Here is a 25,113-nt window from a genome sequence, read left to right on the forward strand (position 1 = left end):
TCCGTATAAATTCATTTTAATATGAATTCAACGAAAGTGTTTTTATTTTACTCCCATATCATGGGGTTAGCGCAAATTATAGAGAGATGTTTTAATATTATTTCAAATTATTATTACTCTAAGTTTGCATGATTATTCTGCATTGTTTCTTCATCAACATTTAGGGATTCTTGAATCGTTAACACGATACTGTCTAAATAGATTTGACTGCTTTGCTCAAAGAGACTCCCTAAAGGTTGTTTTGAACCTTCTGCATCGTATTTTGTACCAGCAGGTAATACGATGGTTAAGTCTGCAATATCAGCAATTGGTGATTCGTCTTTTGTTGATAATAATAATACATATGCTTCATTATCTTTCGCTGTTTGTGCGAGCAATTTTAAATGAGCTGTAGATCCTGAACCTGATGCTATAACAAAGACATCATTTTTCTGGATTGATGGTGTAGTTGTTTCACCCACGACATAAGCTTTTTTGCCTAATTGATTTAATCTCATGGCAAAGCTCTTAATGACAAGACCTGAACGGCCTTTACCAGCTACAAATATTGATGATGCATCCATAAGATCTTTTGAAAATTTCTCTGATTCTGCTACATCAACATTTGACAATGTCTGCTTTATTTCATTTAAAATTAATTCAAAGTGATTATGCATGTGCATCAACGATTTCACGACATTTTTTAGCAGCAGCTTTTGGATCATCAGCATTTGCGATACCGCCACCTACGATAATTAGGTCAGGTTTTTCGGCTGCTACTGTTTCGATTGTATCAGGTTTAATACCTCCAGCTACAGCTACTTTAGAATTTGAAATCACTGATTTCACAGTACGTAAACTTTCTAAAGGTGATACACCTTCAGCTTGTAAATCATATCCAGTGTGAACTGCGATATAATCAGCACCCATTTTATCTAATTCAGCTGCGCGCTGTTCTAAATTTTGAACTGCGATCATATCAACTAATAGTTCTTTACCGTGTTTGTGTGCTTCTTCAATAGCGCTTTTAATTGAAGCATCTTCAGCCACTCCTAAGATTGTTACGATATCAGCACCAAACTTTATCGCTTGGCTTACTTCATAGCCTGCAGCATCCATAATTTTTAAGTCTGCTAATACTTGTGTGTTATTAACTGATTTACTCATATGTTCAACGGCAGATAGCCCTTCGTTTATAACAATAGGTGTTCCAATTTCTACGATATCAATATATTCTTCTACTTCTTGAGCTAGCTTTGCTGCCTCTACTTGATCTAATAAATCGATTGCTAATTGTAATTTCATAATAATTTCCCCTCTCTATCTTTTATGTACCCATTATGGTATTATTTAAACAAAAAAACAATACTGACATTTTAGTCACTATAAATAAATGGAGGGTTTAAATTGTTAATTGAATATAATAATAAAGAATTTTATACATCGAAAGATTTGGCGTTATCTGTAATTGGAGGTAGATGGAAAATTGCAATCATCTATCATCTTTTGCATGAGGACAGATTAAGATTAAGTGAGTTACAAAATAAACTTCCTGATATCAATCAGCGTATGTTAATCAGACAACTTCGCGAGCTGGAACAAGACAAAATCATTGAAAGAACAGTGTACCCAGTAGTGCCTCCTAAGGTAGATTACAAATTGACAGAAATAGGGTTGAAACTTGATGGAGTAGTTTTTTCGATTTGTAATTGGGGAGATGAGTTTTTGCAGGTGATTAAAGGTGATAATCATAATAAGATAACATAGTGCTGCGTCGTTTAAAGATTTCTCGGAATTATAGTATAACTGGATAGGCATTAGGTATATGCTGAGTTACTTGTTGAAAGCGACACTACTAACTCTATAGCTATTGTGCGTAAGAATATCGGTGCTAGTATAAAAATATATTAATATTATATATAATACCTTGCTGTATAATTTTACAGTGATAAAATTAAAATAACAGTCGGTAACGGGATAGTGGTTACCGGCTACGGGCCCAGCTGCGTGACAGCTGGTTTTTTTGTAAAGGAGGACATATGAGGTCTATTAAATTAATCGTTAAAAATAGTATTGTTTGGCTAAGTGCTCACCTTATTATCGCCTCATTATCGGCACGAATATCAGATGACTTTTTTCATCGAAACAGCAGATTATTTAAGTCGTTTGAATTTGAGCGTTCCGGAGAAATATGGAATCATTTATTTAAAGTTAAGCAATGGAAAGTATATTTACCAGACGGTGCTTCACTTATGAAAAGAAATTATAATAAAAAGACATTACCTGATTTTAATATGAACACGTTAAGCAAGTTTATTATAGAAATGCGACGTGCAGAGTTCACACATTGGATATCAATATTGCCTGCGCCTTTATTTTTCTTGTTTAATCCACGTTTTGCAGCATGGATCAATGTCATCTATGCAGTTTGTAGTAATTTTCCATTTATCATAACGCAGCGATATAATAGACCGAAAATGGAGAGACTCTATTATTACAAGCAACTAAAGCACAAATAACGTTAAGAAAGGAAGATTAAGTGGATAAACGAACTGCGAGAAAGGATGAGCATATTCAATTAGCGCTGGACCATCCTAGTGTATCTCAGTCTGATTTTGATTCTATTAAACTGATTCATCAATCACTGCCACAATGTGATGTTAAGGATATTAATTTAGAAACGCAAATTCAAGGTATTAAACTCGCAACACCGATTTATATCAATGCGATGACAGGTGGGAGTATGCGGGCAGGAGAAATTAATAAGAAGCTTGCAATAGTTGCACGTGAAACAAATACCGCAATAGCTGTAGGGTCAACACATGCTGCTTTGAAAGATAGTACTTTAGCTCAAACTTACGCTATTGTTCGAGAAATCTATAAAGGGCCTTTGTTCAGTAATGTTGGGGCCGATGTATCGTTAGAATTTGCTAAAAGGGCCGTAGATTTATTGCAAGCAGATGCGCTGCAGATTCATGTTAATGCACCACAAGAACTTGTTATGCCAGAAGGAAATAGAACTTTCAGCAGATGGCTTGAAAATATTGAAGCTATTGTTACATCTATAGGTGTGCCTGTCATCGTTAAAGAAGTAGGGTTTGGAATGAGTCGTGAGACGATGCTGGAGCTTAAAGCAGCCGGTGTAAAAACTATAGATGTGAGTGGTAGTGGAGGCACAAATTTTATCTATATTGAGAATGAAAGAAGAACGATGAAAGAATTTGACTATTTGAAGGATTGGGGTCAGTCTACTGCTATCTCACTTATAGAAAGTCAGAATATAGCACTAGAAACTTTAGCTAGTGGCGGCATTAGAAACCCCCTAGATATATTAAAGTGCCTTGTACTTGGTGCACAAGCTGTAGGGTTATCGAGACCTATATTACTTAAATTGCAAGAGAGTGGTATAGAAGCAACCATAGAGTATATAGATTATCTTAATGAGCAGCTTATACTACTGAGCACCATGGTTGGAAAGACAAGTATTCAAGACCTGAAGACTGTCCAATATGTGCTTCAAAAGGATGTGTGGGCATGGCATCAGCAAAGAAAGGGATAGGGAGTGACCATATGAAAAGAGTTATCGTTATAGGCGCAGGGGTTGCAGGGCTTGCAAGCGCAATACGTTTGCAACACGAGGGATACGAAGTTGAAATCTATGAAAAAGAGCATTTGCCTGGAGGGAAAATGCATCAAATCGAAAAGGAGGGTTTCTTTTTTGATGTAGGTCCGACGATTGTAATGATGCCCGAGTTGTATCGTGAAGTCTTTGAACTTGCAGGTAGAAATCCAGACGATTATATACCGATGCAGAAGCTCAATCCCATGTTCTCGGGATTTTTTAACAATGGCAGTGAAAAGATTGATGTTTCCAATGATCTAGTAGAACTCATGCAGCTCTTTGAGATGTCGAGCGAAAAAGACGCTGAAGGATTTTTAAGGTACATCAGTGATTTGTACAGCCGTTTCAATATTGCTAAGAACTATTTTTTGCAAAGATCTTTCAGAACTAAGAAAGACTTCTACAACCTTAATATGATTAATCAAGGTTTAAAGTTAAGAACGCTTGGCAATGCAGAGAGCACGATGAACAAATATATAAAAAATAAGCGACTCAGAGATATGATCAGCTTTCAGACACTGTACATCGGTATCTCACCTTCTAAGAGTCCATCATTATATACAATTATTCCTATGATTGAATTTTTGTATGGTATTTGGTTCATTAAAGGCGGTATGCATACGATGGCAACAGCGATGGAACGTCTATTCAAAGAACTAGGAGGTAAAATTCATTATGGTAAAGCAGTGGAAGAAATCAAGATAGAAGATGGCATCGCTAAAGGAATTATAGTGGATGATGAATTGATACCTTCTGATTATATTATGTGTAACGCTGATTTTCCATATGCTATGAAGTCACTTGTGACATCAAAAGAATCAAAAGGTAAGTATACTGATGAGAAGATAGATAAACTAGACTACTCATGTTCATGCTTTGTCCTCTATCTCGGTGTTGACCGTAAATATCACGAGATTGATAATATTCACAACTTTATTTTCTCTGAGGACTTAGATGACAACATCAAACAAATCTTTGATGGTCGTAAGGTAGAAGACCCTTCAATCTATATGTATATCGCTTCTAAAATCGATCCATCACTTGCACCTCCGGGTAAAGACGGGTTATACGTGCTGATGCCAGTATCAGAACTTTCTACTGCCCAATATGAATGGAACGACGCAACAAGGTCATTTTATAAAGAGAAAATTCTAGACAAACTTGAAAAATTGCCTGGCATGAATAATATCAGAGATGAAATTATCACTGAAATGATGATGACACCAGCTGAGTTCAAGAAAAACTTTAATGCTTATAATGGTGCGACATTCGGCTTACAACCTACACTATTTCAAAGTAATCATCTTCGTCCTCAAAGTAAAGCGACACACTGTGAGAATTTATACTTTACTGGTAGTAGTACGCATCCAGGAGCAGGTGTACCAATCGTACTGTTATCATCTAAGATTGCTGTAGGTGAATTGATATTAGATGATCGAAAGTAGGTGAAGTTATGAGTACAATCGATAAAGATTACCAATACTGCGAGGCTATTATTAAACATCATTCAAAATCTTTCTATTATGGTTTCAAGCAGCTTCCTGAGACTGATGCAAAGGCGGTCTATGCAGTCTATGCTTTTTGTCGCATAGCCGATGACATGGTGGATCAGAAAGGATCAGTTCAATATAGAAAAGCAGAGCTCGATAGGCTGAGCAATCAATTTACACAGTTTGAGCAAGACGTGATAATCGACCAGCCGATGTGGCGTGCACTAGATGATGTTCGTCATCGGTATCCTCTTGAAATTTCTGCGTTTAAGATGCAACTAGCAGGGCAGCAGATGGACTTGGTGTATACACAACCTAAAACAATGGCGGACTTAGAGCATTACAGTCGATATGTTGCAGGTTCAGTGGGGAGAATGTTGTTACCCATCCTATCTGAAGATGTTACTTTGGAATTGAAGCAAAATGCAGAAAAATTGGGTATTGCTATGCAAATTACTAATATATTGAGAGATATTGGAGAAGACTTTAAAGTTCATCAACGTATCTATCTCCCAGTACAGATAATGCGTCAATGGAACTATACACAACAGGAACTTGAATCTCATAAAGTCAATACTGCATTTGTGGGGATGTGGGAGACTCTTGCACAATACGCAGAAAGATTGTATGACGAATTTTGTCACTCTATTACGCATTATAAACAAGAGGCGAGGATGCCGTTATTACTTTCTATGTTAGTGTACAAAGAGATATTAAATGAGGTTAGAAGAAATGACTATGACTGCTTTACAAAAAGAAATCATGTCTCTCTTCTAGATAAATATCGATTGAAGAAAGAAGCTATTTCATATCTGAAAAGAAAGTGAGGAAGGACATGAATAATAAAAATATTGTGGTGATAGGTGGTGGGCTTGGAGGCTTATCTGCTGCAATTACCTTAAGACAAGCTGGATTTAATGTGTCCTTATATGAGAAGAACAATCATTTAGGTGGAAAATTGAATCGTCTCACGCAGGATGGATTTGGTTTTGACCTTGGCCCATCTATCCTTACGATGCCCTATATTTTTGAAAACTTATTCAAGGGTAGTAAAAAGCGTATGGAAGATTATGTAGATATCGTTGAGCTGCCCTTGCAATGGAGGTGCTTCTTTCCATCAGGTCACATCTATGATCTGTATAGAGACCTTCAAGAGATGCAAGAGAATAATCAGTATCTAACAGCACAGGATATAGAGGAGTACAGAAATTTTCTGGCCTACGCAGGACGTATCCACGAGCTGACAAAGGATAGTTACTTTGAGCGTGGAATAGATACGAAGCTAAAGCTCGTCAAATATCATGGGCCAGTTAAGGCACTTAAAGGTTTTGATTATTTCAGTACGATGCAACAGGCAATTAACCGCTATATTTCTAATGAAGAATTTAGAGATATGATTGGGTATTTCATCAAGTATGTTGGCTCTTCTTCCTACGATGCTCCTGCTGTACTTAATATGATGAGCCATATGCAGCATGAGCAAGGAGAGTGGTATGTTCCTGGTGGTATGCATCTATTAGCAGATGCAATTGTGAAGCTTGCAGAGGAGATAGGTGTGCATCTTTATACAGATAGCGAAATTGTAAGTTTAGAAACCGAAGACAAACGAATCGTAGCGATGCAATTAGAGAATGGAAAACGCGTAACAGCAGATTACTTTGTATCTAATATGGAAGTGATTCCTTTGTATGAAAAATTAGTGGACCCTCCTCGCAATTTAGATGCACTGAAGAAAAAGTTTGAACCTGCAAGTTCAGGTCTGGTTTTACACATTGGTGTAAATAAGGAGTACCCTCAGCTACAGCATCACAATTTCTTCTTTTCTAATGATTCGAAGAAAAATTTTGAGCATGTTTTTCATGAGAAAAAGCTGCCAGTGGACCCTACAATTTATGTTGTAAATACCAATAAAACAGATAAAGCACAAGCACCAAAAGGGCACGAAAATATTAAAATCTTGCCGCATATCCCTTATATACAAGACAATCCATTCACAGAAAGCGCGTATCAGGAGCTAAGACAGAATGTACTTGTAAAACTTGAGAATATGGGACTTAAGGATTTACGTCGTCATATTGTGACAGAGGATATGTGGACACCACATGATATTGAAGAGACTTATCTCTCGCATCGTGGTGCAATTTATGGCACATTATCTGATCGCAAGAGTAATAATGGATTTAAGCATAGAAAACATAGTGAACATTATGATAATCTCTATTTTGTCGGTGGCACGGTCAATCCTGGAGGTGGTATGCCGATGGTTACGCTTAGTGGACAGCAGGTAGGGAGAATGATTAAGGAACAAGAACGATGATTATTTTATGGGTATCATTAAGTATTCTATCTGGATTACTATTGTTTGTTCGTAGGCCCTTAGTTAATGCACAGCCTATAGCGAATCGCAAAATTAGTGTGATTATACCCGCCCGAAATGAAGCGCATAATTTACAGAAATTGCTTCATTCATTTGATTTATCAGATGTATATGAATGTATCGTAGTAGATGATGGTTCAACTGATCATACTGCTCAAATCGCACAATCTTTAGGTGCTAAAGTCATTCGTACAGATGATCATTCGGATTGGAGAGGGAAATCAGCGGCTTGTTATAAAGGTGCTGAAGCGGCTGATGGAGAAATTCTTCTCTTTATAGATGCTGATACATGGTTCTATGACAAAAAATCAATTCAACGTATTGCTGGTACGTACAAAGAAGGGTTGATGTCCATACAACCCTATCATGAAATGAAACAATGGTATGAACAAGGGTCATTGTATTTTAATCTCCTTACAGTATTAGGACTGAATGCTACCTCCGTCTTTAAAGGTCAAGAAGGCGTATTCGGACCGTGTGTGATATGTAGTAAGGAGGATTACTTTATAACGGATGGGCACCGTGCAGCTGCCGGTCAACTGATTGAAGGTTTTGGTCTAGGTGCAGCATTTAAGGCACATCATCTTAATCTGTATAATTATATTGGGAAAAATATAATTCACTTTCGTATGTATCCTAAAGGATTAGGTGCGATGACGAGCGGTTGGATGAAGCATTTTGCTGCAGGTTCTGCTGGAACGGATAAGCGTGTATTAGCACTTATTATATGCTGGATTTCAGGCGCATTTTTACCGCTATTAATCTTCATCTATCCTACACAATACACAATAATTTTGATTGTTTATATGTTATATAGTTTATTGCTTTACAGGATGTCCTGTATCGTAGGAAGTTTTAAGCTGCTCACTGCAATGTGCTACCCAGTTGTACTTGTATATTTCGTATATGTATTTTTGAAATCAATTGTAGCAATCTATATAAGAAAAGAAGTAAAATGGAAAGATCGTAATATAAAACTATAAAAATCACTACCTTTCGTAGTGATTTTTTATGGTCTAAAAGAATCTTTAATCTTGATTATCTAGTTATTGAAGATTGGATTTATACAAGAGCTAACTGTTGAAATACCACATATAAGTACTAGAAAGATTAAAAGTAGATTACTATTATGATAGGAGTTTTGCTATGTTATTTAAAGGGATAGTTTCAGGATTAGCATTATACATTCTATTAGTGGCACTAGATATCCTATTTAAGACGAATACCGAGCGATTGCTATTGAATATCGATTTTATAACGGGTCAAGCGACCTCGCCGTTTTTACTGGAGGTCACATTACATCTGCTCGTAAGTATTATATTATATTTTAGTTTATCGCGATTGTTTCGTTATAAGGGTTTGTATATTGCAGCTTATATCGTTTTATTTGTAGTATTTATTGGATTATTCTTTATACTGTCATACCTATCACTAACAATTCATTATGACTTGACTATAAAGCTGATGTTTGTATGGTTATTAGGTCATACCTTCTATTTATTCATAGTTCATCTAATGATTAAGCATGCTTATAGTTAGAGTGAAATAGGGTATATTAACAGAAGTGAGGAGTGATTCAATGAAACCGATAAAGATTATTGGAGCAAAGCAGAATAATTTAAAAGATATATCACTGGAGATACCGAAACACCAGCTGACTGTCTTTACAGGGCGTTCGGGTTCTGGGAAGTCATCGCTAGTATTTAATACGATTGCCGCGGAGAGTGAGCGACTATTGAATGAAACATATAGTACTTATATACAGAACCAACTCAACCATTATGATAAGCCTGTTGTCGACCGTATTGAGAATTTGCCTGTATCAATGGTCATTGGACAAGATAGAATTGGTGGGAATTCAAGATCAACTGTAGGAACAATTTCAGATATCTATTCTGGTGTGAGATTATTGTGGTCACGTATTGGACAGCCATTTGTAGGATATTCTATGGACTTTTCTTTTAACAATACGAATGGCATGTGCAAAACGTGTGATGGATTAGGTTATGTAGAAGATATTGACTTAAATGAGTTATTACATTTCGATCGTTCATTAAATGAAGATGCGATCAAATTCCCCTCTTTTGCTCCAAATACTTGGCGTGGTAAACGGTATTTAAATACGGGATTATTTGACAATGATAAGAAATTGAAAGACTATTCTAAAGAAGAGATGGATACACTTTTGTATCAAGAACCTATTAAATTAAAAAATCCTCCATCAAACTGGCCGAAGACGGCTAAATATGAAGGGTTAATTTATCGATTTAGAAGATCTTTTCTAATCAACGATACATTTGAAAAGAAGAAGTTTATTAAAGACGTAAATCGTATCGTCACAAAACAAGTGTGCCCAGATTGCGAAGGTAAACGTCTGAATGACAAGATATTAAGTTGCAAAATAGATGGATTAAATATTGCTGAATTTTGTGATCTAACAGTAGATGATGAGATTAAGTTTTTGAATAAAGTTAATGATGATAAAGCACAGTATATTATTGAACCGTTAGTCAAACAATTAGAAGCATTAAAACGAATTGGTTTAGGTTATTTGACATTAAGTCGAGAAACGACAACTTTATCAGGGGGAGAGTCTCAAAGGATCAAATTGATTCGTCATTTAAATAGTCCGCTTACGGATTTAGTCTATATTATTGATGAACCGAGTATTGGTCTACATCCTGAAGATATAGAAAATATTAATCAAATCATGCTTTCAATTCGCGATAAAGGTAATACAGTGCTTGTTGTTGAGCATGATCCTGATGTAATTAAGATTGCGGATTATTGTGTTGATATAGGTCCGGGAAGTGGTAAGCGTGGAGGAGAGATTATATTTACTGGGAAATATAATGAATTACTTAAGAGTAATAGTCCAACAGGTAAGGCGCTATCACAACCACATGCTTTTAAAGAGGAAGTAAGGGTATCAAATGATTATATAGCACTAAAAAATATTACGAAGAATAACTTAAAAGATGTATCGGTTAATATTCCTGAACATGTGTTAACTGCTGTAACCGGTGTTGCAGGTTCAGGTAAAAGTACGTTAATACAAACAGGACTTCGCGAAAGAGAAGATGTAGTTTATATCGATCAGAAACCTGTACATGCGACGAATCGTTCAAATCTACTGACCTACCTTGATATCTTTGATGATATTAGAGGATACTATAGCAAAGAGACAGGTCTTAAAAAAGGGATGTTCAGCTACAACTCAGAAGGTGCATGTCCAAACTGCAGTGGAAAAGGCGTAATAAAAACGGAGCTTGCATTTATGTCTGACTTTGTTCAACAATGTGAAGTATGTCATGGTAAACGTTATCGACCAGAAGTATTGGAAGCAAAAGTAAAAGGATACTCTATCGCAGACATGCTTGAGCTTTCTGTAGAAGAAGCAATCGATTTCTTTCAGATAGACAACGTTAATCAAGTGTTGAAGAGTGTAAAGCGTACAGGACTTGACTATATGACCTTAGGACAGTCATTAGATACTTTATCAGGTGGGGAGAGTCAGCGAGTAAAACTTAGTCGATATATTAACGATGGTGTGAAAGATAAGATATTTATCTTTGATGAACCTACGACAGGTTTACATGAAGCAGATATAGATAATTTAAAACGCATCTTTGATTATTTAATTGATGAAGATAATACGGTGATTGTGATAGAACATAATTTGACAATGATGACTTATGCAGATTGGATTATAGACATTGGACCTCGTGCAGGATTAGGCGGAGGTAAAGTACTCTATAGTGGGGTGCCGAAGGAAATTGTCCATGAAGAAACATCATTAACTGGCAAACATTTATTGAAATATATTGATGATAGCAATTAAAGCATATTGCACATAGACAGTAAATTTAAGATATAAAACAGGCATTGTATAAATAATACAATGCCTGTTTATTTTTTTATATTTTAAGCGTTTCTTATTATTCCTCAATCTAGTTGTCATTAAAACACATGAATATAGCACTATGAGATTAAATTAACTGTGTTACAAACACAATTATAATGACAATAGGCAGAATATATTTTATTAAGGTATACCATAAGGTAAATAATTTGCTGTGTTGATTATCACGCATAAATATAGAGAATAATAATTGTTTGTTTAGTACAAATCCACAAAATAACGTTGTAAATAATACACCAAGCGGCATCATAATATTTGATACTAGAAAGTCCATATTATCAAATATTGTTCCTGCACCAAACGTAAAATCTTTATAAATACCAAATGATAAAGCAGGAAAAATACTTGTGATAAATACAGCTAAACTCAGCAGTAATGCATATTTTTTGCGCTTATTTTCATTATTTTTAATTAAGTTAGAAAGATTCAGTTCTAATAGTGAAATAGAAGATGTCAAAGCAGCAAATAAAAAGAGTATTAAAAATAACATATAGAAGCCAAAACCGAAAGTCATTTTTTCAAACAATTTTGGTAATACTAAAAATAATAATCCAGGACCTGCTTCTACTTCAATATTTAATGCGCTTGCAGCTGGGAAAATTGCGAGACCAGCAAGAATAGAAATTAGTAAGTTCATTATTACAATCCATAATGCAGACCGAATAACGTTTGTATCATCTTTAGTGTAAGATGCATAAGTAATCATACCGGTTGTTCCGAGTGATAAAGCAAAGAAAGACTGACCCATAGCATAAAGAGTACCTTCTATAGATAAATCCTCAAATCTGGGAATTAAAAAATATTTTAGTCCTTCGATAGCTCCTTCTAACATCAGTGCACGTCCGACAATAATTAAAAATAACAAAAATAATAATGGCATCATTATTTTTGAAGCTCTCTCTATACCATTTTGAATACCGAAAGATACGATCACTTCTGTGAGCATTATAAATAGCAATGCACCGAGAATAGATAATAAAGGATTGGCGATCATTTGCTCAAAATAATCTAATTGAAGTTCAAAGATATTCAAAATAATCCCTAAATAGTAGCCTATAAATAAAATAATCCATCCACCGATAACGCTGTAGAATGCGTATAAAATGAAAGCAGCAATATTTCCCCAAAGACCAATTAAGTTCATGAATTTTGAACCTGATAGTTTGCTAAAGATTGTTAATGAAAAAGTCTTGCCGGCATGCCCAATATAAAATTCAACGATAAGTAATGGAAGTCCAATTAATAAAGTGAACAAAATGAATTGAATTAAAAATGCTCCGCCACCGTATTGTCCTGCTATGTAAGGAAACTTCCAAATGGCACCAAGGCCGATTGCTGATCCTGCACTTGCAAGGATAAATCCAAGAGAAGAATTCCAATGTTTATTTTTGTGCATAATTACACCCCTTCGTTTTAACGCTGTAAAGTGACATTGTATCAAATATCCTTTTTTACTGCAATATAGTATTAATGAAAGGTGAATGCTTCTTTCGGTGTTTCATTATTTATATCCTTAATTTTGGGTATAAGTATTATAGAGGTGAACAAAATGATAAATACTAAGAAAATAACTAGAACACTTATACCACTCGCTGGAGGTTTAATCGTTGGAAGGCTAACAGCTAAGGCGCAAGATGATTATAAACATTATAGAAAACCACCATTTTCACCACCTGCAATTGCTTTTCCAATTATTTGGCCAATATTATATACGTCAATGGGTGTGGCGTATCAAAGAGCAATGGCTAACGCTAAAAATGAGACTGAAAGCAGTGAACTTAAGCGTGCGCATTATACCCAGCTTGGCTTGAATTATGTATGGTCTATGTTATATTTTAATCTAAAATTCAGAAAAGCATCATTACTAGAAAATTATGCATTATTAGCTGCAGGGAGTATTACTGCTACAAAATTTTATAAGATGGACAGAACTGCAGGACATTTGATGGTTCCTTATGTTATGTGGTTGAGTTATGCGAGTTATTTAAACGGGGGCAACTGGATTTTAAATAAGGATAAAGAAGGTTACTCTAGAGACTAACAATGAAAATATATAATATGCAATTATTTGAAGGAGATATAATATCCGAGTATATTTGTATATTGCCTTGCTCAAAAGAAGTATAGTAGAGTGGTAACGAATGTTGATAAGATAAAGGAGGAAACTATGAAATTTATTATTAGAATGATTCTTGGCACATTGTTTACAACAGCAGGAGTGTTACATTTTTTGCGTGAACCAAATTTCACGAAGATTATTCCTTCGTATATTCCATTAAAGAAAGAAATCACCTATATTACAGGTATTATGGAAGTGATGATGGGGATATATTTATGTTTGAAACGCCCAAGTGTTAGCGCGAAGAAATGGATCAACCGCTTCTTGCTGGCAGTATTTCCTGCAAATGTCTATATGGCGAGAAAGCAACTCTCGCTTGGTGACAAGCAGCTATCTCAGTCTGCATTGTATGGCAGATTACCATTACAGTTTGTATTGATAAAATTGATAAAGTGGTTGTAGTAAAATATATTCAATAAAGGATAGCCGAAGCAAATATAAGCGTTGGCTATCCTTTATTATTACGTTGTAATTCAATTAGTTGTTTATTTTGTTTAACGATTTCATCCGTATTCCTTCTGATTTTATAGATATCCATAAATGATAAGAAAAACATGATCATTATTATAATTACAATAATAGTATTCCCCATTTAGTCCAACACCTTTCTTTTGGTATATTATACCATAATAAGGAATCGCTGAATAAATTATACTCTTTTGATCATATTATTGTTTAATGTAATCAGACATTAACGATATCATTAGAAATAATCAAGAAATTGATTTAATATATCAAATAAATATTAGGTAAATTATTTTTAAGCAGAGTAGATGTTATTTAAAGCAACGCATATTGAGGAGCGAACTAAAGATTATAAAGGAGCAGTTTCTTTTTGTAGTTCGGTTTCGATTATATCGATATGGGAACTGATAAGATTTTTTTGCTCATTTAGAAACTCAAGATGCGCTTTTAATATCGTTTCAACATCTATTTTATTTTCATATAGCATATTTGTATTTGTCTGAATATCTTTTAATGGCATATTTAAGTTGCTTAAACACTTAATAAATTTGATCATTTCAATATCATCTTTTGTATACAATCTTTTGTTATTACTGTCTCTTTCTATATATTTCAATATGTCTTTCTTTTCATAGTAACGTAACTTACTTTTAGGTATATCACAGTATTCTGCAACATGTTCTATATAATATTTTTCCATATGAGCATATCCCTTCTCTTAAACCAAGGTTTAACTGATATCGTATATATATAAACATTATAGAGGAGAAAATACAATGAAAAAGGCATTGATTGTTGTAACAAATATTGCGAAGTATGAAACTATAGAGAGAGCTACAGGAGCATGGTTTTCAGAAGTAACGCATTTTGCTAAGGATTTCTATGATGCAGGATATGAAATAGATTTTGTTAGCCCTAATGGAGGATATGTTCCTTTAGATCCAGTAAGTTTAAATGCTGAAATGATGTCTGAGGAAGACTGGGCATACTATACGAATCACGAGTATATGAATAAGTTTGGAAATTCATTATCGCCGTCAGAGATTAAAGCTGAAGATTATCAAGCAATCTATTTTGCTGGAGGGCATGGTGTCATATGGGATTTAAGAGATAATAAGCAGTTGAATGATATTGCATTAAGTATTTATAATAATAATGGGGTTTTATCATCAGTATGTCATGGTGCAGTTGGTTTACTTAATATTGAGCAAGATGGAGAATTTATTGTAAAAGGTAAATCAGTAACTGGATTTACAAATAGTGAAGAATCTGCAAATGGAACTATTGAGCATATGCCTTATTTATTGGAAGATGAATTTGTGAATATTGATGCTAACTTTAAAAAGGAAGCAGACTGGAGTGCTTATGCAGTAGTAGATGGTCACGTCGTTACTGGACAAAATCCGCAGTCTGGCCATGCAGTTGCAGAGAAAGTATTAGCGATATTAGATAATCAATAATAAAATTTTAGGAGTGATGAAAATGAAATCTTTAATCATTGGAGCAAATGGTGGCGTTGGTAAACATCTCGTACGTAAATTGAATGAACGTAATATTGACTTTACTGCCGGTGTTAGAAAAGAAGAACAAGTAGAAGCTTTGAAGTCTGAAGGTATGGATGCAATATATGTTGATGTTGAAAAACAATCGATAGAGGAATTAGCAGCACTATTTAAATCATATGACCAAATTTTATTTTCTGTGGGCTCTGGTGGCAATACTGGTGCTGATATGACGATCATCGTGGACTTAGACGGTGCAGTAAAAGCGATAAAGGCAAGTGAAATTGCAGGAGACAAACATTTTATTATGGTATCAACTTATGACTCACGTAGAGAAGCTTTCGATGCATCAGGAGATTTAAAACCATATACAATAGCAAAACATTATGCTGATGAATATTTAAGAAGTACTCAATTAAAATATACGATTGTTCATCCAGGTGCATTAACCGATGATACAGCTATAGGTTTATTCGATATTAGTAGTCAGTTTACAGATGTTAAACACCCGTCGATTACAAGAGAAGATGTTGCAGAAGCCTTAGTTTCAGTACTAACAGATACTAGACTCAAAGGTCGAGAGTTCCAGATAATCAATGGTGAATTAAATCTAGATGATGCAGTCATCAAATACTTGGGGGAATAATGAATGAATAATGAACAAATTGTACTTGCTAAACGTCCTGAAGGACTACCACAAGCTGATGTATTTCGATATGAACCGATTGAGATAACAGCGCCTGAAGAGGGTGAAGTTCAAGTAGAATCTATCTATATCTCAGTTGATCCTTATATGAGAGGACGAATGAATGATACAAAGAGCTATGTTCAACCTTATGAAATCGATGCCCCGATTCATGGACATATCGTCGGAAAAATTATTCAGTCAAAGCATGCACAATATAAAAGTGGAGATTATATAACAGGGATATTACCTTGGAAGAAAGTGAATACGATTAGTGCAGACAAAGTAACCAAAGTTGCTTCTGAATCTGTACCTTTGTACTTATACTTAAGTGTATTAGGTATGCCTGGTATGACGGCGTATACAGGACTATTGCAAATAGGAAAGCCACAAGAAGGTGAAACCGTAGTGGTTTCTGCAGCTTCAGGTGCTGTGGGTTCAGTTGTGGGACAAATTGCCAAGATTAAAGGTGCACGAGTTGTGGGTATTGCAGGTGGGGAAAAGAAGACCTCATATTTAAAGGATGTGCTAGGTTTTGATGCTGTAATAGATTATAAAAGAGATGATTTCACGCAGCAGCTAAAATCTGCGGTACCAGACGGTATAGATGTGTATTTTGAAAATGTTGGTGGAGAAGTGTCAGACGAGGTTTTCAAATATTTAAATAAATTTGCTAGAATTCCTGTATGCGGTGCAATTTCAACGTACAATAGTAAAGAAGATATCGGACCAAGAATCCAAGGTACGTTAGTAAAAAGTCAGGCACTTATGCAAGGCTTTGTAGTAGCGCAGTTTGCTGAACACTTTAAAGAAGCGAGTGAACAATTAGCGCAATGGGTAGCAGAAGGTAAGGTTAAATCAGAAGTAACGATTGATGAAGGATTTGATCAGCTGCCATCAGCCTTCAGAAAGCTATTTACAGGAGAAAACTTTGGGAAACAAATTGTCAAGGTGGCAGAAGAATAAAGGAAAGACATGAGAATATTAATATCGAAATTATGCTCAGTACAAAGTATGTGCGTTAATCATGTAAAGATTACAGCAATTACTTTAACTGAATATATGGACTTATCGTTTTGTGGCTATCATCCACAAAACGATTTTTTTATGGATTTGATACAAATAAGGTATGATAAAGTAAATAAAAATTAAGGAGTATTATTATGCAGATCTTTAGAGTACATCCAGAGCATGAAATAAGTGCACGATATTTAGATAATAGACGGTTATCAAAGCAAGTGCTTGAACTATATCAAATTATTAGAGTGTGTCTCGCAGAGATGAAACTTATTGAAGGAAACACCAGATACTTGCATCATCCAATAGTAAAGCATGTCTATAATGAAGGACAGCCATATATTATGGACACGTTTAAAATGCTTGAAGCAATGGATAAAGAGCATCTAAGAAGAGGTGGCAAACGTTCTCAAAACTTTAGGGAAGACTTGAAGGTTTTAGAAAACCAGATAGTGCAGTATGAAACTAAGTTTAGTCCATCACCACTACCGCCGATTTACGTATATGGTGATGATAAATTATATGGTGATGAAGTATATGAAGCTTATAAACGACTCCTTGAATTAAAATGGGAGAACGATACAATTGCACCTAGATGTAATATTATACAATATAAAAGGAAAAAGTAAATATACTTTTTTAATTAATCAGAAAATTCATATACTCAAACATACTTTAAAGTGATATAATTAAAAACTAAATTCACAATGAAGGAGTGTATGATTATTAACGCTAAAACGAAATTAACATTTAAAGAAAATATGTTTATCGGATCAATGCTGTTTGGACTGTTCTTCGGGGCTGGAAATTTAATTTTCCCGATTCATTTCGGTCAAACAGCAGGTAGCAATGTATGGCTTACAAACTTAGGATTTCTCATTACCGCGATTGGTTTACCATTCTTAGGTATAATCGCCATTGGTATATCTAAAACAAATGGTGTATTTGATATTTCAAGTCGAGTTAACCGTTCATATGCATACATATTCACGATCCTTCTATATTTAGTGATCGGACCGTTATTTGCATTGCCAAGACTTGCCACAACATCCTTTGAAATTGGTTTTTCTTCATACGTGACAGAACAAAACGGAAAATTGTTTTTATTTATTTTTAGTTTATTATTCTTTTTAGTTGCATGGATGTTCTCACGTAAACCTTCTAAAATATTGGATTATATCGGTAAATTCTTAAATCCTGTCTTTTTATTTCTTTTAGGGATTTTAATGTTACTTGCATTTATTAAACCGATGGGAAGCATTGGAAGCGCGCCTGTACAGGCCGACTATCAATCCAACGCCGTACTTAAAGGTTTTATCGATGGCTACAACACATTAGACGCGCTCGCTTCACTTGCGTTTGGTATTATTATTGTAACGACAATTAAGAAATTAGGGATTACAAACCCTGCGCATATCGCGAAAGAAACGGTGAAATCCGGATTTATCAGTATTATACTTATGGGACTAATCTATACATTGCTTGCCCTTATGGGAACGATGAGTTTAGGCCAGTTTAAAGTGAGTGAAAACGGTGGGATTGCATTAGCTCAAATTGCACATTACTACTTAGGTGATTACGGTATTATTTTATTATCATTAATCATTATTGTAGCTTGTTTAAAGACAGCAATTGGATTAATTACAGCATTCTCAGAAACATTTACAGAATTATTCCCAAAACGTAACTATTTAATGTTTGCAACAGTTGTGAGTATCGTTTCATTCGTCATTGCTAATGTGGGATTAACAAAGATAATTACATATTCTATACCAGTATTAATGTTTTTATATCCATTAGCGATCACGCTTATTTTACTGACGTTATTCAGTAAGTATTTTAATCATTCACGTACAGTTTATCAATTTACAACGTACTTTACGATGATTGCAGCGTTTGTGGATGGTTTAAAAGCAAGTCCTGAGTTTATTGCGAATACAGCATTCGCCAAAGGAATCGTGAACTTTGGAGATCACTATTTGCCCCTCTCATCGATTGGGATGGGATGGGTATTGCCGGCAGTAATCGGATTTGTGATTGGATGTATCGTTTATTTAGCAAGAGGGAAGAAGTCCATCACAGAGGCTTAATATTTCACGTGAAACACCTTACAGGAAATCTGTAAGGTGTTTTAAAATTATGAAAGATAGAAATCATTCAATTCCGTATTTCTTTAATAATTGAAGATAAATAAAATTTCTGACTTATTATCTTTTTTTCATTAACTCTTGTTTAAGAGGGTATGTGAAAGAAGAATATAAAGGAGGGTTTTTATGGTAGATAAACAGATAAAATCATATCGCTGGTCAGGTTTTATGTTCGGTATCGGACTGGCTGGATTTATTGATGAGATTATTTTTCATCAGTTCTTGCAGTGGCATCACTTTTATGACAAGATGACAAATAAAGTTGGCTTGATTTCAGATGGAATACTTAATGCAATGTGCGGCTTCTTTATAATATTCGGTTTATTCTTACTGTCTGATGCACGTAGAAAAGTAAAGGTTAACTGGCGTTATTGGCTAGGTAGAGCATTAATGGGTATGGGATCATTTCAAGTATATGATGGAATTATTAATCATAAAGTATTAAGAATGCATCAAATAAGGTATGTAGATAATGTAATTACATATGACATTGTCTGGTTGATTACAGGGGGTCTCATGATTTTAATCGGATATTTACTTTCAAGAAAAAGAGACATCATACATGCAACATAATAGTGCTACTTTTATTGTAATTGGATTAATCCTTGCGCTTTGGTATAGCAATATGTACTTAAAAGATCGAAGCTGGCCATTACACAGACTTTTATTATGGATAGCTGGTCTTATTTTTGGAGCGAGTGTTATGGTAGAACCATTTGCTTCAATGATGCACCATCGCTTTGATTATCATATGTACGGTCATTTATTGCTTGGGATGCTTTCACCACTATTACTTGTACTTAGCAGACCAGTTACGCTGTTATTAAAGACGAGTTCTGTTAACTTTAGTAGAAAAGTGTCGCGTTTGATGCAATCTAGATACGTTTCTTTTATATCACATCCAGTGACTGCGCTTATACTTAATATAGGCGGATTATGGGTGCTCTATCGTACCCCATTATTTTCTCTTATGCATGAATCGATGTTAGTTTATTATCTGGTACATCTTCATATATTTTTAGCAGGCTATCTTTTTACAAGTGTGATTCTTGCTTTCGAACCGATGATGCATAGATATTCATTTAAGTTGAGATCTATTGTACTCATCGTATCTATTGCGTTACATCAGATATTATCTAAGTCGTTTTATCCTTATCCTCCTGTTGGCGTCGAGAAGATAGATGCAGAAAAAGGAGCGATGATTATGTACTATGGAGGAGATGTCATAGAACTTATTATCATCTATCTGTTATGTCGAAATTGGTATTACTCTGTGAGACCCAATAAACATTTAATAATACAAAGAAAACCTGAAGATAGATGAGAGCAGTCAATACTTTCTAGATTATTATTCTAATAAAGCTTAGCGGAGTTTAATCATCTCACTTTTAAATTATTAATCATTAACAACCGCTAACTCACTATCGATGTTGTCGTTTTGCATTTGACTTATAAAATTGGGAATATCATAAATTATGAACTAAATATTATCATAACTACATGGAAAGAGGTAATCGATATGCATAACGGAAATTTGTATTGGCCCCATACATATGTGAAAGAAGATTATAATGATAGTTTAGAAGCGGAATATGATGTTGTGATTATCGGTGGAGGGATGAGTGGTGCACTTTGTGCTTACCGTTTCTCGAAAGCAGGATATCGCACGCTTATTGTTGAACAACACGAAATAGGTAGCGGTAGTAGTGCTGCAAATACAGGATTAATGCAATATATGAGTGATAAACTGCTGCATGAATGTGTTGAGGATTTTGGAGTATTAGAAGCTTATCATTTTTATAAAGCGAGTAAAGAAGGTTTACAAGACATCGGAGAGATTTCAAAGTTACTGCATCCGGATGTTAATTTTATACAAAGGGATAGTTTATTCTATGCATCTAAGAAAAAACATCGACAAACGATTATAGATGAATACAATGCATTGAAACGCTATGGTTTTCCGGCGGAATATGTGGCAGATGAACGGTTGAAATCAGAATATGGAATAAATAAGCATAACGCACTGATAACTCGTGAAGATGCTGAGATTAATCCATATATATTTGTTAATGAACTCGTTAAATATGCACATACACATTACAATCTCCATTGTATTGAGCATTGTGAACTTACTTCTTATAAAGCATATGATGATATTATTGAATGTAAACTTGCGGACCGAAAAGTATTGGCAAAACATCTAATAATGACAACTGGCTATGCTAAAAATAAGATAACAAAAAAATATATTCATAGAGAAGCATTTGTAGCCAGTTATGCTGTAGTAACAAAACCGATTCATAATAATTTCTGGAAAGATAAAGTGATGATCTGGGAATCTGCCAGACCATATCTATATATAAGACATGTCCCAGGAAATAGAGTGTTGATTGGCGGTCTAGATGAGTCTACAGATAAAATTCCATCAAAGCGACATATTGACAAAAGAGGGAAACAATTAATAAAAGCATTTAATAAGTTGTTTTCTAATATAGAAGTAGAGATGGATTATGCATATGGAGCACGCTTTGGTGAAACAAAAGATGGGAAACCGTTTATCGGCAAGCTAGAAGATAATGCTGAAGTTTATGGTCTATATGGTTACGGAGGAAATGGGACTGTGTATTCATCTTTCGGCAGCAAGTTGCTACTGGATATGATAGACGGGAAGTACAATCCTCTAAGCGAGATATTTAAATTGAAAAGATAGATGGATTTTTGGTATCAGAACGAAGAATAAGAAGACATTTAAGGAGGAATTCATATGTATAAAATCGCAATCGCCGGAGCAGGTGCAATGGGTGGTAGAATTGGAACTTATTTAAAGCAAAACGGTGAAGACGTGGTGTTGATTGATCGTTGGCAAGATCACATCGATGAAATCAACAAAAATGGTATGGAAATTCAAACAGAAACAGAAACATATACGCTTCAAATACCAGCGATGCAACCGGAAGAAGTTAAAGAAAAATTTGATTTAATTATATTATTAACGAAAGCAATGTATGCAGATGATATGTTAAAAGCATTAAAAGACATTGGTGCAATTACTGAAAGCACGGCAATTCTTTCAATGATGAATGGATTAGGACATGCAGATTACTTGTCGAAGTATGTTCCAAAGTCTCAAATTTTCTTAGCGGTAACAATGTGGACAGCAGGTCTTAGAGGACCTGGTCAATTGTTACTTGAAGGGAAAGGTGGTATAGAATGTCAACGTTCAGATGGACAACCTGATGAACGTACTGAAAGGATTGTGCAAGTATTAGATAACGCAGGATTAAATGCTAAGATTAGTGACGATGTATTCTTCTCAATATGGTCTAAAGTAGCAGTGAATAGTGTGCTGAATCCTTTATGTACAATCCTTGATAAAACGATTGGAGAGTTTGGTGAATATGAAGATGCACGTGAAATGTTAACGCCAATATTAAAAGAACTTGTTGCAGTGGCAAATGCACGTGGTACGAACGTTGTATTTGAAACGTTGCTAGCGAAGATTGAGGCTACTTATCCTAATGAAGCGCAGGGATTACATCATCCGTCGATGCACCAAGATTATACGAATAAACGTCTGACTGAAATTGATTATTTAAACGGGCAGATTGCTAAATATGGTGATGAGCTCGGTATTGAAACACCTACAAATGACTTAATTACGCATTTGATTCATCAGTTGGAAATGAAATATGCATAAAAAAGAAGCTTCCTAAATTTAGGAAGCTTCTTTTTGTTTAGGATTAACTTTAGGATGAATAATATTATAACGTGTCACATCTTGTGGAGTTAATATTCTACTCGTAATTTTGAAAGGCTCTGAGTAATTCATTTCTGATATCTTAAAATTACCATTTTTATATACATGCTCAATATATGCAACATGGCCCAATGACCCTCTTGAAGATTGTAATATGGAACCTTCTTTAGGTGTTTTGTTGACGAGATAACCATCTTTTTGTGCTGCATCAGCCCAATATTTTGCGTCATGCCAGTCACGTTCAATCATTGTTTCATTCTCTTTCACTTTATCGAATGCATAGGCAGTACATTGTCCATCCGTGTAAGTATTTAAAGCCATTGGATCTGGCAAGAGGGAAAGAGTAATCTCGTCAAATTTATTAGCCAGTTCATGTTTGTTTAACAACGTATATAGACCAGCACTTAAAATTATGATTACAAATATCATTGTTATGAATCTTTTCATTACAATCTCCATTATGTGGATTTAAATTAATGATTATTTATCTTCAGCTTCTAAATCTACATCGTTAATATTAATGCCCATTGCTTGAGCAACACCTTGTCCGTATAACGGATCTGCTTTATAACAATGTCTGATGTGACGATGTTTAATATGTTCTGAAACTGGCGCCATTTCATTTGCAGTATTTTCGAATAAACGCTGTTGTTCTTCAGGTGATAATAGGTTGAACAGACGTCCTGGCTGTTCAAAATAATTATTATCATCTTCACGGAAGTTCCATTCGTAAGCTGCACCATCAAGTTCTAATGCAGGTTTTTTATAACGTGCATCATCTTGGTGATCACCATACTGATTTGGATAGTAGTTAGTATGACCTCCTAAATTACCATCGACACGCATTTGTCCATCACGAGAGAATGGGCATCCCCCTCCTGTTAGGCCTTTTGGCTGGTTCACTGGTATCTGGAAGTGATTAACCCCTAGACGATAACGTTGCGTATCTCCATATGAGAATAAACGCCCTTGTAACATCTTGTCAGGAGAGAAGTCAAGTCCAGGTATAATATTAGTAGGTGCAAATGCAGCTTGTTCCACTTCAGCAAAATAGTTTTCTGGATTACGATTTAATTCGAATTCTCCTACTGGAATTAATGGATACTCACCTTTGTACCATACTTTTGTTAAGTCGAATGGATTATCTTTATGGTTTTTTGCTTGTTCATCTGTCATGACTTGAATATACATTTTCCATTTTGGGAAATTACCTTCTTCAATTGCATTGAATAAGTCGCGCTGACTTGATTCTCTATCGCTTGCAATAATAGCATCTGCTTCATCTGAAGTTAAGTTCTCAATGCCTTGTTCAGTTCTAAAGTGGAATTTCACCCATACGCGTTCACCGGCGTCATTATACATGCTGTATGTATGAGAACCAAACCCGTGCATGTGTCGGAAGCCATTTGGAATACCACGGTCACTCATTAGAATTGTTACTTGATGTAACGCTTCAGGAAGTGAAGTCCAGAAATCCCAGTTACTTTCAGGGTTATGCATATTAGTCTTTGGATCGCGCTTCACAACGTGATTTAAACTTGCGAATAATTTAGGGTCACGGAAGAAGAATACAGGTGTATTGTTACCTACTAAATCCCAGTTTCCATCTTCTGTATAAAATTTAAGGGCAAATCCTCTGATATCGCGTTCAGCATCTGCTGCTCCACGTTCACCAGATACAGTAGAAAAACGTGCAAACATTTCAGTTTGTTTACCGATTTCTGAGAAAATCTTAGCACTTGTATATTGTGTAATGTCATGTGTAACCGTAAAAGTCCCGAATGCACCGGAGCCTTTGGCATGCATTCTTCTTTCAGGAATGACTTCACGGTCAAAGTGCGCCATTTGTTCCAAGAAGTAGATATCTTGCATTAGTAATGGACCACGAGGACCTGCAGTCATTGAATTTTCTCTATCTCCAACAGGTGCACCAAATAAACCACGTAATTTTTTGTTGTTATTTTCCATAGTTACCTCCCAAATTATAATAATTATTTCTTAATAATTATTATAATTTACAAAAAAGATAAA

Annotated in this window: 27 protein-coding genes; 20 read left to right on the plus strand and 7 right to left on the minus strand. The window is 35.0% G+C overall.

Annotation, left to right across the window (positions count from 1 at the left end):
* Positions 1-113: 113 nt before the first annotated feature.
* Together hxlB and hxlA are read right to left on the minus strand one after the other, a co-directional pair.
* Positions 114-662, minus strand: coding sequence for a 6-phospho-3-hexuloisomerase (gene hxlB / locus ACZ2V4_RS06035; RefSeq protein WP_219494790.1), 549 nt, complete (start codon positions 660-662; stop codon positions 114-116).
* A complete protein-coding gene (gene hxlA / locus ACZ2V4_RS06040; protein ID WP_099482777.1) occupies positions 649-1,284 on the minus strand; it encodes a 3-hexulose-6-phosphate synthase in 636 nt (211 codons plus the stop codon). Before hxlA ends, hxlB begins: the two co-directional genes overlap by 14 nt.
* Before the next feature lie 102 nt (positions 1,285-1,386).
* Between hxlA and ACZ2V4_RS06045 the strand changes: the two genes are divergently transcribed.
* From ACZ2V4_RS06045 to ACZ2V4_RS06085, 9 genes are all read left to right on the plus strand, one after another.
* Entirely contained in the window at positions 1,387-1,746 is a 360-nt protein-coding gene (locus tag ACZ2V4_RS06045; protein WP_012655949.1) for a winged helix-turn-helix transcriptional regulator, read from the plus strand.
* 272 nt (positions 1,747-2,018) lie between these two features.
* Complete coding sequence (locus ACZ2V4_RS06050) at positions 2,019-2,498, plus strand: glycosyl-4,4'-diaponeurosporenoate acyltransferase CrtO family protein (protein ID WP_120786309.1); 480 nt, start codon at positions 2,019-2,021, stop codon at positions 2,496-2,498.
* A gap of 20 nt (positions 2,499-2,518) precedes the next feature.
* Positions 2,519-3,538 carry a type 2 isopentenyl-diphosphate Delta-isomerase gene (gene fni, locus ACZ2V4_RS06055; protein ID WP_283722042.1) on the plus strand — a complete coding sequence of 340 codons (1,020 nt, stop codon included), beginning with the start codon at positions 2,519-2,521 and terminating at the stop codon, positions 3,536-3,538.
* Between the two features lie 11 nt (positions 3,539-3,549).
* On the plus strand, positions 3,550-5,046 hold the full coding sequence (locus tag ACZ2V4_RS06060) for a phytoene desaturase family protein (protein WP_490514631.1): 1,497 nt from the start codon (positions 3,550-3,552) through the stop codon (positions 5,044-5,046).
* 8 nt (positions 5,047-5,054) lie between these two features.
* Positions 5,055-5,918 carry a phytoene/squalene synthase family protein gene (locus ACZ2V4_RS06065; protein WP_283722044.1) on the plus strand — a complete coding sequence of 288 codons (864 nt, stop codon included), beginning with the start codon at positions 5,055-5,057 and terminating at the stop codon, positions 5,916-5,918.
* 8 nt (positions 5,919-5,926) lie between these two features.
* Positions 5,927-7,408 (plus strand): phytoene desaturase family protein, encoded by a 1,482-nt coding sequence (locus ACZ2V4_RS06070; protein WP_283722045.1) that lies wholly within the window; start codon positions 5,927-5,929, stop codon positions 7,406-7,408.
* Complete coding sequence (locus ACZ2V4_RS06075) at positions 7,405-8,451, plus strand: glycosyltransferase family 2 protein (protein ID WP_283722046.1); 1,047 nt, start codon at positions 7,405-7,407, stop codon at positions 8,449-8,451. The genes ACZ2V4_RS06070 and ACZ2V4_RS06075 overlap by 4 nt, the downstream gene beginning before the upstream one ends.
* Positions 8,452-8,614: 163 nt before the next feature.
* Entirely contained in the window at positions 8,615-9,007 is a 393-nt protein-coding gene (locus ACZ2V4_RS06080) for a hypothetical protein (protein ID WP_283722047.1), read from the plus strand.
* 40 nt (positions 9,008-9,047) lie between these two features.
* Complete coding sequence (locus tag ACZ2V4_RS06085; protein ID WP_283722048.1) at positions 9,048-11,309, plus strand: ATP-binding cassette domain-containing protein; 2,262 nt, start codon at positions 9,048-9,050, stop codon at positions 11,307-11,309.
* Positions 11,310-11,457: 148 nt separating this feature from the next.
* On the opposite strand, the gene ACZ2V4_RS06090 is transcribed toward ACZ2V4_RS06085, so the two are convergent.
* The gene (locus tag ACZ2V4_RS06090; RefSeq protein WP_219493459.1) at positions 11,458-12,786 is read right to left on the minus strand and encodes a sodium-dependent transporter; all 1,329 of its coding nucleotides are present in this window, start codon (positions 12,784-12,786) and stop codon (positions 11,458-11,460) included.
* A 153-nt stretch (positions 12,787-12,939) separates the two neighbouring features.
* On the opposite strand from ACZ2V4_RS06090, the gene ACZ2V4_RS06095 reads away from it, so the two are divergent.
* Entirely contained in the window at positions 12,940-13,431 is a 492-nt protein-coding gene (locus tag ACZ2V4_RS06095) for a TspO/MBR family protein (RefSeq protein WP_490514632.1), read from the plus strand.
* Positions 13,432-13,557: 126 nt separating this feature from the next.
* On the plus strand, positions 13,558-13,911 hold the full coding sequence (locus ACZ2V4_RS06100; protein ID WP_420494048.1) for a DoxX family protein: 354 nt from the start codon (positions 13,558-13,560) through the stop codon (positions 13,909-13,911).
* Between the two features lie 46 nt (positions 13,912-13,957).
* On the opposite strand, the gene ACZ2V4_RS06105 is transcribed toward ACZ2V4_RS06100, so the two are convergent.
* Positions 13,958-14,101, minus strand: coding sequence for a hypothetical protein (locus ACZ2V4_RS06105; RefSeq protein ID WP_157820802.1), 144 nt, complete (start codon positions 14,099-14,101; stop codon positions 13,958-13,960).
* A 222-nt stretch (positions 14,102-14,323) separates the two neighbouring features.
* Positions 14,324-14,674, minus strand: coding sequence for a MerR family transcriptional regulator (locus ACZ2V4_RS06110; RefSeq protein ID WP_283722050.1), 351 nt, complete (start codon positions 14,672-14,674; stop codon positions 14,324-14,326).
* A gap of 76 nt (positions 14,675-14,750) precedes the next feature.
* Between ACZ2V4_RS06110 and ACZ2V4_RS06115 the strand changes: the two genes are divergently transcribed.
* The 9 genes from ACZ2V4_RS06115 to ACZ2V4_RS06155 all read left to right on the plus strand — a co-directional run bounded on the left by ACZ2V4_RS06115 (position 14,751) and on the right by ACZ2V4_RS06155 (position 23,022).
* On the plus strand, positions 14,751-15,434 hold the full coding sequence (locus ACZ2V4_RS06115; RefSeq protein ID WP_490514633.1) for a type 1 glutamine amidotransferase domain-containing protein: 684 nt from the start codon (positions 14,751-14,753) through the stop codon (positions 15,432-15,434).
* Positions 15,435-15,456: 22 nt separating this feature from the next.
* Positions 15,457-16,122 carry an SDR family oxidoreductase gene (locus tag ACZ2V4_RS06120; RefSeq protein ID WP_219493465.1) on the plus strand — a complete coding sequence of 222 codons (666 nt, stop codon included), beginning with the start codon at positions 15,457-15,459 and terminating at the stop codon, positions 16,120-16,122.
* Between the two features lie 3 nt (positions 16,123-16,125).
* Positions 16,126-17,127 carry an NADP-dependent oxidoreductase gene (locus ACZ2V4_RS06125; RefSeq protein ID WP_219493467.1) on the plus strand — a complete coding sequence of 334 codons (1,002 nt, stop codon included), beginning with the start codon at positions 16,126-16,128 and terminating at the stop codon, positions 17,125-17,127.
* 197 nt (positions 17,128-17,324) lie between these two features.
* Positions 17,325-17,807, plus strand: a complete 483-nt coding sequence (locus ACZ2V4_RS06130) for a pyrimidine dimer DNA glycosylase/endonuclease V (RefSeq protein ID WP_219493469.1) — start codon at positions 17,325-17,327, stop codon at positions 17,805-17,807.
* Between the two features lie 90 nt (positions 17,808-17,897).
* On the plus strand, positions 17,898-19,268 hold the full coding sequence (gene brnQ / locus ACZ2V4_RS06135; protein ID WP_219493472.1) for a branched-chain amino acid transport system II carrier protein: 1,371 nt from the start codon (positions 17,898-17,900) through the stop codon (positions 19,266-19,268).
* A gap of 183 nt (positions 19,269-19,451) precedes the next feature.
* Positions 19,452-19,898, plus strand: coding sequence for a DUF2243 domain-containing protein (locus ACZ2V4_RS06140; protein ID WP_420496265.1), 447 nt, complete (start codon positions 19,452-19,454; stop codon positions 19,896-19,898).
* A gap of 52 nt (positions 19,899-19,950) precedes the next feature.
* The gene (locus ACZ2V4_RS06145; protein ID WP_257886439.1) at positions 19,951-20,649 is read left to right on the plus strand and encodes a cytochrome c oxidase assembly protein; all 699 of its coding nucleotides are present in this window, start codon (positions 19,951-19,953) and stop codon (positions 20,647-20,649) included.
* A 195-nt stretch (positions 20,650-20,844) separates the two neighbouring features.
* The gene (locus ACZ2V4_RS06150) at positions 20,845-22,035 is read left to right on the plus strand and encodes an NAD(P)/FAD-dependent oxidoreductase (RefSeq protein WP_283722053.1); all 1,191 of its coding nucleotides are present in this window, start codon (positions 20,845-20,847) and stop codon (positions 22,033-22,035) included.
* Between the two features lie 54 nt (positions 22,036-22,089).
* Positions 22,090-23,022 carry a ketopantoate reductase family protein gene (locus ACZ2V4_RS06155; RefSeq protein WP_283722054.1) on the plus strand — a complete coding sequence of 311 codons (933 nt, stop codon included), beginning with the start codon at positions 22,090-22,092 and terminating at the stop codon, positions 23,020-23,022.
* A gap of 18 nt (positions 23,023-23,040) precedes the next feature.
* Here ACZ2V4_RS06155 and ACZ2V4_RS06160 read toward each other — a convergent pair whose 3' ends face one another.
* Both ACZ2V4_RS06160 and ACZ2V4_RS06165 read right to left on the minus strand, forming a co-directional pair.
* Positions 23,041-23,529, minus strand: a complete 489-nt coding sequence (locus tag ACZ2V4_RS06160) for a CHAP domain-containing protein (RefSeq protein WP_219493479.1) — start codon at positions 23,527-23,529, stop codon at positions 23,041-23,043.
* 33 nt (positions 23,530-23,562) lie between these two features.
* Positions 23,563-25,050 carry a catalase gene (locus ACZ2V4_RS06165; RefSeq protein WP_490514634.1) on the minus strand — a complete coding sequence of 496 codons (1,488 nt, stop codon included), beginning with the start codon at positions 25,048-25,050 and terminating at the stop codon, positions 23,563-23,565.
* Between the last annotated feature and the right edge of the window lie 63 nt (positions 25,051-25,113).

Source organism: Macrococcus sp. CoH-51_TC_04, from assembly GCF_058188655.1.